The organism is Alistipes sp. CAG:268 (genome assembly GCA_000434235.1).
Classification (GTDB): domain Bacteria; phylum Bacteroidota; class Bacteroidia; order Bacteroidales; family Rikenellaceae; genus Alistipes; species Alistipes avistercoris.
In genome coordinates this window covers 1-10,917 of sequence record FR891960.1, presented here as the reverse complement: position 1 = coordinate 10,917, position 10,917 = coordinate 1, and the positions used below count along the sequence as shown (strand labels likewise).

General features: G+C 63.9%; 6 protein-coding genes. All 6 read right to left on the bottom strand.

Going from position 1 to position 10,917, the window contains the following annotated elements; genetic code table 11:
- Positions 1-295 precede the first annotated feature (295 nt).
- Positions 296-1,549, bottom strand: coding sequence for a Gfo/Idh/MocA family protein (locus tag QZL63_RS00030; RefSeq protein ID WP_022307311.1), 1,254 nt, complete (start codon positions 1,547-1,549; stop codon positions 296-298).
- Between the two features lie 109 nt (positions 1,550-1,658).
- A complete protein-coding gene (locus QZL63_RS00025) occupies positions 1,659-4,436 on the bottom strand; it encodes a DUF1080 domain-containing protein (RefSeq protein ID WP_022307310.1) in 2,778 nt (925 codons plus the stop codon).
- A 23-nt stretch (positions 4,437-4,459) separates the two neighbouring features.
- Complete coding sequence (locus QZL63_RS00020) at positions 4,460-5,743, bottom strand: Gfo/Idh/MocA family oxidoreductase (RefSeq protein ID WP_022307309.1); 1,284 nt, start codon at positions 5,741-5,743, stop codon at positions 4,460-4,462.
- A 34-nt stretch (positions 5,744-5,777) separates the two neighbouring features.
- Positions 5,778-7,082 (bottom strand): 3-keto-disaccharide hydrolase, encoded by a 1,305-nt coding sequence (locus QZL63_RS00015; RefSeq protein ID WP_022307308.1) that lies wholly within the window; start codon positions 7,080-7,082, stop codon positions 5,778-5,780.
- A gap of 204 nt (positions 7,083-7,286) precedes the next feature.
- On the bottom strand, positions 7,287-8,606 hold the full coding sequence (locus QZL63_RS00010) for an acetyl-CoA hydrolase/transferase family protein (protein WP_022307307.1): 1,320 nt from the start codon (positions 8,604-8,606) through the stop codon (positions 7,287-7,289).
- A gap of 25 nt (positions 8,607-8,631) precedes the next feature.
- On the bottom strand, positions 8,632-10,917 hold a 2,286-nt coding region (gene infB / locus QZL63_RS00005; protein WP_290584857.1), incomplete at its 5' end, for a translation initiation factor IF-2.

Below are 10,917 nucleotides of genomic sequence, written 5' to 3'. Positions count from 1 at the left end.
GCTTGTCGGTTGCCTGTGCAGCCGGAGGACGAGGAATCCCTGAATCCTTGTATGCCCCGATCGCCTTACAAGAGAAACGGGGCCTGCCCGATATCTCTGCCCCGCCGGACGGGGAATCGTTCTGAGCTTCGCCCTCGGCTTGCTGCAGGAGCAGGAATCTGTTTCGAACGGTTGTCGGGACGGTAAGACAGGAAGAGATACACCCGGGGAAATCCCCGGGTGTGTCGTTTTCAAGGTTTTGTACGGCGGTACCGGGCCGACCGGTGAGAATGTTTGTTGGCTCCCGTCGTGTCGGTTATTCAAGCAGGAGGGTTTTCCCCGTATGGCGGCTGTGCTCGGCTTCGAAGCAGATCCGGTGGCTTTCGACCGACTCCTCGATTGTGGTGCGGAACCGGTGTCCGCCCCGCCGGCTGATCGCTTCGACAAAGTCCCCGATCAGATTCAGGTCCGAACCGGCGTGGAACGGCGTTCCGGCCAGCTCCCTGAAGTCGATGATCTGCTCCTCTCCTCCGCGGAACTTTCGGATCCGCAGTGTGCGTTCGTCGCCCTCGATTTCGCCGTGCGTCATTCGTATGTGTGTTTCGCGCCGGTCATCAAGCGTGAAGGTCTCCATGGAAAGCGATATCGTGACACCGCTTGCCATCTCCATGGTGACGACCTGGTTGTCCACCACATTGTTGTCGCAGCGGAAGACGCAGCGCCCATAAGGTCCGTCGTGTAACTGCCGTTCGATTACCTCGTCGAGCGTTGCTCCCTCGGGTATGTCGAAGTTCGAGATCCAGTCACGCCGGGTGCGGTAGAGGTCTACGGCCGAGTAGGGGCATGTCGGTTCGACGGGGCACGCTATGCAACGTTCGGCCGAACCCTGCGGGGCATTCTCCCGGCGATACCACCTGAGCGATCCGAACGACGATATTTTCCGGCATTGCGACGATGCAAGCCACAGCAGAAAGTCGATGTCGTGGCAGCACTTCGAGATCAGCATCGGGTTGGCACACTCTTCGCGGCGCCAGAGTCCCCGCACGAAGCAGTGGGTCATGCGGTCTATGCCCACTGCTGCCGTATGGTTTATCGAGATGAGTTGTCCCAGTTCACCCGAATCGACGATCTCCTTGATCCGGACGAAATAGGGGTGATAGCGCATGACGTGGCAGATCCCGACGATCACGCCCCGCCTGCGGGCCGCTTCGGCAATCTGCCGGCATTGGTCGAGCCTTTGGGCGATGGGCTTCTCGAGCAGTACGTCGTAGCCCGCCTCGATGGCCAGCATGCAGGGCTCGAAGTGCGTGTCCTCGGGAGTCGCGATCAGCACGGCATCGGCCGACCGGGGCTGCCCGAAGAAGAGGCGGTAGTCGTCGAAGCATTGCGACGGCGCGAGTCCGAATTTTGCAGCCACAGCCTCCCGACGCAGCGGGTTGAGCTCCACGACGCCTGCAAGTTGCAGCCGTTCGGGGTGTTGGACGGCGTATTCGAGGTATTTGTTCGTGCGGTTGCCCGCTCCGATGGCGACGATCCTGACGGGACCATTGCCTGGGTTGGATCTGTTCATATCTTTTCCGTGCGGTTCAATTCGCGGGATGCGGGGCGCTGATGCGGCATCCCGGTACGGTGCGGAGGGCGGATGTTCTCCTGGATCGGTCTCCGCCCTCCGCCGTGGTTCAAAGTTCCTTGATGCGGATGTTGCGGAACCGGATGCCGGGGCCGTGGCCGAGCAGCCCGATGTGACCGCGTTTGTTGAAGAGCCCCGGGTGGTTCCGCCCGTCCACGGTGTAGGGGTTCTGCTCCGAGCCGTCGGGGGCCACGTTATGGCCCTCGCAGGCTTCGCGGATGTTGCCGTCGAGGATCACCTCGCCATTGACCGTTACGGTGATGCGGTCGCCTGCGGCGCGGATCTCCTCGGTGTTCCACGTCCCCTGTTCGCCGAAGACGACGTGCTTTTGCGCCGGGATGACCCCATAGACAGAGCCGTGTTGCTGGTAGATGTGCAGGTTTTTGTAGATCGGGTCATCGTGGTCGAGCACCTGGATCTCCATGCCGTGGTAGGCGGCATCGACACCCATCGGGGTGCGGATTCCGATTCCGTTGTTTACACCCGGGCGGACGAACGAGAACTCGAAGCGCAGGATGAAGTCGCCGTACTCCCTGACGGTGTAGAGGTTTCCACTGCCGCCGTATTGCGCCGTGACGTAGATCGTCCCCTCCTGCGGAACGTAGTTGGTCTTGTTGCCGGTCCACTTTTCGAGCGAGAGGCCGTCGAAGAGCACTTCGAAACCCTCGGCCGCCTCCTCTTCCGTCAGCTCGAAGCGCGGCACGGCGGCGTAGCGGGCCAGCAGCCCGTTGATCTCGTCCACCGCATAGCCGGCGTCGGCGTCTTCAGAGGCCAGCCCGGCGTAGACCGTGCGGGCCCGCTCGAGAGCCGCGACCACCGTTTCTCCGCCCGTGCCGGGGCTCTTTGCCGCGATTCTCCGCACGGCATCGGCCGCCGCCGCGGCTGTCGCGGGATCGTCGAGGTATCGGGCGGCCACCTCGACGGCCGGCAGTGAGGCGGTGCCTGCCAGTGCTGCAAGCAGCCGGTTCTTCACCTCCGGGGCGGGATCCGTTCCGAGTGCTTTCGTGCAGCAGGCCACCTGCTCCTCGGGCGTGCGGTTCGCGGTCACGAGTTCCGTGTAGCGTGTGATCGCCTCGTCTTTCCATTCGGGGTGCTCGGTGGCCAGCGAGAACAGCACCTCCGGCACGACAGGACTCTCTACCGTCAGCAGTGCCGCGAAAGCCGCCTTGCGGTCGTCGCCGCCGAGCAGGGCGTCGATCGCCTCCTGTGTGCCCGTATGTGCCAGCAGCGGGTAGTAGCGCGCCTTTTCAGCCGATGCGGCCATCCGCTCTGCCGTTCGGGCGTATTGTTCCTCGGGAGCCATTTGTGCCAGGGCGTTCAGCAGTCCGGCCTGGATTTGCGGCGTTTCGCTCTCCGTGGCGTTGTCGAGCCGGTCGCAGAGTCTCGGGAAATCCGCCGCCGTCGTCATCCCGGCGAGGGCCGCCAGCGCGGCCTGTCGTACGGGTTCCTGTCCGGCGTCGAGCAGGGCGAAGACCCGGTCGGCTGCCCGGGTGATCCGCCGTCGTGCGACGAGCCGCAGGGCGTTGGCCTGCGTTACGGGATCGGCATCGAGCGCCGCGACGAGCCCGTCGTCCACCTGGCCGTTGAACGAGGCCAGTGCGGCTACGGCCTCTTCGGCCAGCGGGCCGTTCAGCCGGCCGATCAGCGCTTCGAGCGCCTCCTGGCCTCCGAGACGGCCGGCCGCACGCACGGCGGCTGCGGCGAGCCCGGGATCCGAGGCGTCGATGGCGGCCAGTACCGTCGCGGTCTGCGAAGCGGCGTGGCGGTCGCCCAACCAGTTCACCACATCCGTGCGCGCCTCGGCCGTCAGTTTCGGCCATTCGCCGACGATGGCTGCGCACAGCGCCTCGTCGGTATAGTCCGCTGCAAGGGTGAGTGCCGCGCAGCGGTAGGCCCGGTCGTTGTCCCCGAGCGTCGCGAGCAGCAGTTCGGTACGCTGTTCGGGGGAGGTGCGGAGCAGAAGTTTGAGCGCGGCCGTGCGGATGTTCGTGCGTACCGACTCTTTGGCCAGCGCACGTGCGGCCCGCTGCACGACCTTCGTGTCGCCGCGTTCGGCGAGGTTGTTCAGCAGGTCGAGGAAGGCTCCCGTCGCATCGCCCGGGGCAAAGTCGAAGTCGGCGGCTGCCGCCGCATCCCCGAGCACTCGGAGCGATGTCCGGCCGCCGCATGCCGCCAGGGCGGCATAGATGGCTTCCCGGGTCGTATCGTCGGTGGGGTAGTCGGCCAGCCACGCAAGGAGGATCTCCTCGGCCCCTTCGCTCGGCCGTTTTGCGGCGGCATGGGCCAGCCGTGCCGACGGACCGTCGGATTGCTGCATCAGCTCAAGAATTGCCGGCTCCGATCCGGGCGTCGCGATCAGGCCGCGGACGGCGGCATCGGCAAGCTGTCCGTCTTCGGCGTATTTCGCAAAAACGGCTGCATCCTCTGCCGTGGAGCAGCATGCAAGCAGCGAGATGAGGAAGGCGCGGTCCGCAGGGTCCGGGCAGGTGTCGATGCTCTGTGCGAGTCCTTGCCGCACGGCATCGCGGGCCTCTCCGCTTTCTTGTTCCGTCACGTGATGGACCACGCCGCTCAGGGCGTACTCCACGGCGGCGTCGCTGCCCTGCCCGGCGGGGACGAGCATCCCGGCGAGTATCCGGATGCCTTCCGTGCCCGTTGCGGCCAGTTCGTCCATCAGGGTTCGGTAGTCGGCTGTCTGCCCGGCGGGCAGCTGTGCCAGCACGTCGGCCACGACCGTCTCGACGGTGCGCTGCCGGCCATCCTGTGCCCCCGCGGCAAACGGCAGCAGACACAGGAACCAGAAAAGTAGTATGGCTCTTTTTTTCATCGTTTCATGCGCTTTGGGGGTTGTCAGATTTTCCACGGCGACCGCATCGGCTGGTCGATCAGTCGGTTGGCAGCGTCGTCGCCGATGAAGAGCTGCGCGTCGGGATCGAAGTGCAGCGTGCGGTTGAGCCTCAGGGCGCAGGCGCCCAGATTGACCAGCGTCGAGCTGCGGTGTCCCTTCACCTCGTCCAGCGCGAAGTGCTCGCGCTTTCGGACGCAGGCGAGGAAGTCGGTGCGCTGCGGCTCGGGGTCGGGCATCTCGGCCAGCTTGTTCATCACGTCGGGGATCGTACACTCGAATCCCTTGTAGACCTTGCCCAACGGGCCCTCGATGTAGGGGACCTTGCCCGAGCTCTCGAACCCCTCGCCCTCGAGCACGATCTGGCAGCCGTCTTCGTAGGTGTAGACAATCCTGCGCCAGATGCCCACCGCGTCGGGGTGCTGCTGCGGGGCATCGACCTCGATCTTCACGGGCGACGTGTCGTCCTTGCCCAGCAGGTACTGCACCGGGTCCATGTAGTGCTGACCCATGTCGGTGAGCCCGCCGCCATCGTAGTCCCAGTATCCGCGGAAGGTCTGGTGCGTACGGTGGGCGTTGTAGGGTTTCGCAGGGGCCGGGCCGAGCCACAGGTCGTAGTCGAGGGCTGCAGGTACGGGTTGCGGTTCGAGGTGTTCGCGGCCCACCCAGTAGAATTTCCACGTGAAGCCCGTGGCCCCCGAGATGGTCACCTTCAGCGGCCATCCGAGCATGCCGCTCTGCACGAGTTTCTTGAGCGGTTCGACCGTCGTACCGAGTCCGTAGAAGGTGTCCGCAAAGCGGAACCACGTATTGAGGCGGAAGATGCGCCCGTAGCGCCTGACGGCCTCGACGACGCGCCTGCCCTCGCCGATGGTGCGTGTCATGGGTTTCTCGCACCAGATGTCCTTGCCGGCCTTGGCGGCCTCGACGGCCATGATGCCGTGCCAGTGGGGCGGGGTGGCGATGTGTACGATATCGACATTAGGGTCGGTGATCAGATCGCGGTAGAAGTGGTAGGTTTTCAGCGTCTGGCCGAACTTGCGCCGGCCCAGCTCCGCGGCGCTCCGGAGGTGGTCGCTGTCCACGTCGCAGATGGCCACCAGCCGGCATTCGGGTGTGCTGGTGAAGTGGTAGCTGCTGCGGCCGATGCCGCCGACGCCGATGATGCCCTTGGTGAGCTGGTCACTCGGGGCGATGCGTCCGGGTCCGCCCAGCACCCACCGCGGGACGATGGTGAAGAGCGTGGCGGCGCCCGCCGTTTTCAGGAAGTTTCTGCGGTTGATTCCCATGGCTTTCGATCTGTTTGCGGTTGGACTTGGGTGATCAGAGCGTCTTGAGGCGGAGGTTGCGCCACTGCACCTTGATGCCGCCTCCGTCGTGGATCTGCAGGGCGATGCGGCCCTGTGCGGCGCCGATCTTCGCATCGTGCAGGTCGGCCATCGCCTCGCCGTTGAGCCACGTCTGCACGTGATCGCCCTCGACGCGCAGGCGCAGCGTGTTCCAGTCGCGCTCTTTGAGCAGCGACTCCTTCTCGTCGGGAATCTGTACGAGCCAGCCGCGGCCGTAGGATTCGTAGATGCCGCCCGTATCGTTGCCCCTGGGGGCTACCTCGCACTGCCATCCGTGCACCTTCACGGGCGGCTCGATGAACGAGCGGAAGAAGATGCCCGAGTTGCCGTTGGCCAGCTGGCGGAACTCCACCGTGAGGTCGAAATCATCGTAGTATGCGCGTGTGGCAAGGTATCCGTACTGCTTGTCGGGCCCGCTTTCGCAAACGAGGAGCCCCTGCGGATCGACATACCACTTCTCGGTGCCGTAGGCCTCCCAGCCCGTGAGGTCACGGCCGTTGAAGAGCGAAACCTCGCTGCCGGCCTTGCGGGGCAGCTCCTTGATCTTCAGGTTGCGGAACGAGGCCGGGTAGCCGTGGTCCTGCAGGCAGATCACGCCGCGGCGGGCCAGTCCGTATTCGGGAGCGGTCTCCCATTTGCCGCTCGCCTTGCGGGCGAACCAGTCGTCGGTCCAGGCTTCGAATTCGAGGATCTTCACGCCGTTGAGCCAATGCTCGACATGGCCGTTGTCGAAGACGATGCGCGACGAGTTCCACTCGCCCTGCGGATTGAGCCGCATGGCCGCGCGGTCCGGGAGGTGCATGGCGTAATCGACGCCCAGGCGCTGCCACTCCTCGAGCTTCGTCGGAGCGTTCTGCTCCTCCCAGCCCTCCTCGTCGATGAGCTGGTATTCGGGGCCGGTGACGTAGGGTACCTCGAAGCAGGGGTCCTCGACCACGTGGTAGAGCATGCCGCTGTTGCCGCCGCGCGAGAGTTTCCACTCCCAGTCGAGGATGAAGTTTTCGTACTGTTTTCGGGTGACGATATAGCCCGAAAGGTCGCTGCCGTCGCCGTTGGCCTGGATGCAGCCGTCTACGACGTGCCACGGCTGTGTGAGCGAATCCCCGTTGAAGTCTTTCCACTGGTCGAGGTTCTTCCCGTCGAAGAGCAGCTCCCAGCCGTCGGCGATTTCCTCTTCGGTGAGCATGTTCTGCCGGGGGGCGCAGGAGGTGATGAGTGCGGCGGCGAGGGCCGTGCCGCACAGCGAACCGAGGAGGTTCCCGAATGTCGGACGTTTCATAGGTGGTGTAGTTTAGGTTGGTTACGATGTTTGCCCGGACCGGCGGGTATTTCCGATCCCGCATCTGTTACAAATTTAGAAAATCTTCCCCGCGAAAACAAGTGAATATCCGCCGAATTCCCGCTTCGGGACGATAAAAAAACGGGGTTCCGGCCGTTGGACCGGAACCCCGTATCGGTGCGGGAAGCAACCCTTCCGTGAAGGCTACTTGCCCATGTACTTCTTGATGTAGTGGTGGTGCGAGCCGAAGCGCTCGAAAGCGGCACGGTCCAGCTCCTCCTGGGCCGACGGGTGGGCTACCGAGATCAGCAGGCGGGCACGCTCCTGGAGCGTCTTGCCGTAGAGATCCACGGCGCCGTTCTCGGTGACGAACCAGTGGATGTGGTTACGCGTCGTAACGACACCGGCACCGGCCGTGAGCACCGGGGCGATCTTCGAGATGCCCTTGTTGGTGATCGAAGGCATGGCGATGATGGCCTTTCCGCCCTTCGACAGCGAGGCTCCGTAGACGAAGTCGATCTGTCCGCCCACGCCCGAGTAGAACTTCGTGCCCAGCGAGTCGGCGCACACCTGGCCGGTGAGGTCCACCTGCAGGGCCGAGTTGATGGCCGTCACGCGGTCGTTCTTGGCGATCACGTAGGGATCGTTCGTGTAGCCCACGTCCATCATCATCACGGCCGGGTTGTCGTCGATGAAGTCGTAGACCTTCTGCGAACCCATCAGGAAGGTCGAGACCATCTTGCCCTTGTCGATGTTCTTCGCCTCGCCGTTGATGACGCCCTTCTCGACGAGCGGCAGCACGCCGTCGGCGAACATTTCGGTGTGGATACCGAGGTTCTTGTGGTTTCCGAGCTGTGCGAGCACGGCGTTGGGAATGGCGCCGATACCCATCTGCAGCGTGGCGCCGTCCTCGATCAGCGCGGCGCAGTGCTTGCCGATGGCCGTCTCGATCTCGTTGGGCTCGGTGAAGTGGGCCTCCATGAGCGGGGTGTCGTCCTCGACGAAGAGGTCGATCTTCGACATCGGTATCATGGCCTGGCCGAACGAACGGGGAACGTGCTTGTTTACCACGGCGATCACGTGGTCGGCGCACTCGACGGCGGCCAGCGTGGCATCGACCGACGTGCCGAGCGATACGAAGCCGTGCTTGTCCGGGGTCGAAACCTGGATCATGGCCACGTTGCACGGTACGGCGCCGCAACGGTAGAGACGCTGCGTCTCGCTCAGGAAGATCGGAATGTAGTCGGCATATCCGCTCTGGGTCACCTTGCGGACGTTGCCGCCCACGAAGAACGAGTCGAGCTGGAAGATGCCTTCGAACTTCTCGTCGGCATAGGGGGCCGGGCCCTCGGTGTGGAGGTGGTGGATGTGTACATCCTTCAGTTCACCGGCTTCGCCGCGCTTGCACATGGCGTTGATCAGGCACTGGGGAGCCGAAGCTACGGAGCTCAGATGCACGTGATCGCCCGACTTGATGACCTTGACGGCCTCTTCGGGGGTGGTAAATTTGATTTGTGTGTTCATTGGTGTGTGTTTGGGATAATTGGTACTATTTGCGTTTTACCTCAACCTGTTCGTAGCCTTCGACGATGTCGCCCACACGGACGTCGTTGAACGATTCGATGTTCAGACCGCAGTCCTGTCCGGAGGTGACCTCCTTGACGTCGTCCTTGAACCGCTTGAGCGATCCGAGTTTGCCGGTGTAGATCACGATGCCGTCGCGGATGACGCGGATGGGGGTCGAGCGCTGGAGCTTGCCTTCGCGCACGACGCATCCGGCCACGGTGCCCACCTTCGAGATGCGGAAGATCTCCATCACCTCGACCGAGGCGACGATCTCCTCCTTCATCACCGGTTCGAGCATGCCCTCGATGGCGTCCTTGATGTCGTTGATCGCGTCGTAGATGATCGAGTAGAGGCGGATTTCGATCTCCTCCTTCTCGGCCAGCTTGCGCGCGGCGGCCGACGGGCGCACCTGGAAGCCCACGATGATGGCGTTCGAGGCGGCGGCCAGCAGCACGTCGGACTCGGAGATCTGTCCCACGGCGGCATGGATCACGTTCACCTGGACAGTCTCCTTCGAGAGCTTGATGAGCGATCCGGACATGGCCTCGACCGAACCGTCCACGTCGCCCTTGACGATGATGTTCAGCTCCTTGAACGAACCGATGGCGATGCGGCGTCCGATCTCGTCGAGCGTCACGTGCTTCTGGGTCATGATGCCCTGCATGCGCTGCAGCTGCTCGCGCTTGTTGGCGATCTCGCGGGCCGAGCGGTCGTCGTCCATCACGTTGAACAGGTCACCGGCCTGCGGGGCGCCGTTCAGACCCAGCACCTGCACCGGTGTCGAGGGACCGGCCTCGGTCACCTTCTTGCCGTTCTCGTTGAACATCGCCTTCACGCGGCCCGTGAACGTACCGGAGAGGATGACGTCGCCGATGCGGAGCGTTCCGGCCTGCACGAGCACCGTCGAAACGTAGCCGCGGCCCTTGTCGAGCGTCGATTCGATCACCGTACCCACGGCCTTCTTGTTCGGGTTGGCCTTCAGTTCGAGCATTTCAGCCTCGAGCAGCACCTTCTCGAGCAGCTTGTCGAGGTTGATGCCCTTCTTGGCCGAGATCTCCTGATCCTGGTATTTGCCGCCCCACGACTCGACCAGGTAGTTCATCTGCGAGAGCTGCTCCTTGATGTGGTCGGGGTTGGCATTGGGCTTGTCGATCTTGTTGATGGCGAAGACCATCGGCACACCGGCAGCCTGGGCGTGGTTGATCGCCTCGATCGTCTGCGGCATGACGTTGTCGTCGGCCGCGACGATGATGATCGCCACGTCGGTGATCTTCGCACCGCGGGCACGCATGGCCGTGAAGGCTTCGTGGCCCGGCGTGTCGAGGAACGTGATCTTCTGACCGTTGAGTTCGACGCTGTAGGCACCGATGTGCTGCGTGATGCCGCCGGCCTCGCCCTCGATGACGTTCGTCTTGCGGATGTTGTCCAGCAGCGAGGTCTTACCGTGATCGACGTGTCCCATGACCGTGACGATCGGCGGACGCGGCACGAGGTCCTCCTCCTTGTCTTCGTGGTCGTCGGCGATGGCCTCCTGAATCTCCACCGAGACGAACTCGACCTTGTAGCCGAACTCCTCGGCAACGACCACCAGAGCCTCGGCGTCGAGCCGCTGGTTGATCGACACCATCAGTCCGAGGTTCATGCAGGCGGTGATGACCTCCGTCGGCGAGACGTTCATCATCGTGGCCAGCTCGCTCACGGTGACGAACTCGGTCACCTTGAGGATCGAGCGTTCCTGCTGCTCGCGTGCCGACTCCTCGCTCATGCGTTCGGCGACGGCCTCGCGTTTCTCCTTGCGGTATTTCGATGCCTTGGTCTTGGCACCCTTGGCCGTCAGGCGGGCCAGGGTGTCCTTTACCTGTTTCGAAACCTCCTCGTCGCTCACTTCGGGGCGGACGATCGGTTTGGGGGTGTTCTTGTTCTTGTTGCGGCGGCCTTCGCCCGGACGGGGCTGGTTCTGCTGCTGGCCGCGGTTCTGCTGCTGGCCTCCCGGACGGTTGTTGCGGTCGTTCTGTCCGCCCTGTCCGCCCTGTTTGCCGCCGCCCTGCTGGCCTCCCTTCTGGGCCTTCGAGACATCGACCTTCTCCTTCTGGAGGCGCTTGCGCTTGTGCTTGCCTCCGGGAACGAATCCCGAGACGTCCATCGTGCCGAGTACCTGCGGGCCCGTGAGGGTCACCGTAGCCGGACGGAAGATGTTGTCCTTCGGGGGCTCGGGTGTCGCGGGAGCCTGCTCGGCGGGAGCCGGTGCGGCCGGTTTGGGCGCCGGGCG

What these genes read in the sequence shown, in the direction of transcription:
- QZL63_RS00030 (WP_022307311.1), bottom strand. Translation starts at nt 1,549, where the DNA reads ATGAACAGATCCAACCCAGGCAATGGTCCCGTCAGGATCGTCGCCATC.
- QZL63_RS00025 (WP_022307310.1), bottom strand. Translation starts at nt 4,436, where the DNA reads ATGAAAAAAAGAGCCATACTACTTTTCTGGTTCCTGTGTCTGCTGCCG.
- QZL63_RS00020 (WP_022307309.1), bottom strand. Translation starts at nt 5,743, where the DNA reads ATGGGAATCAACCGCAGAAACTTCCTGAAAACGGCGGGCGCCGCCACG.
- QZL63_RS00015 (WP_022307308.1), bottom strand. Translation starts at nt 7,082, where the DNA reads ATGAAACGTCCGACATTCGGGAACCTCCTCGGTTCGCTGTGCGGCACG.
- QZL63_RS00010 (WP_022307307.1), bottom strand. Translation starts at nt 8,606, where the DNA reads ATGAACACACAAATCAAATTTACCACCCCCGAAGAGGCCGTCAAGGTC.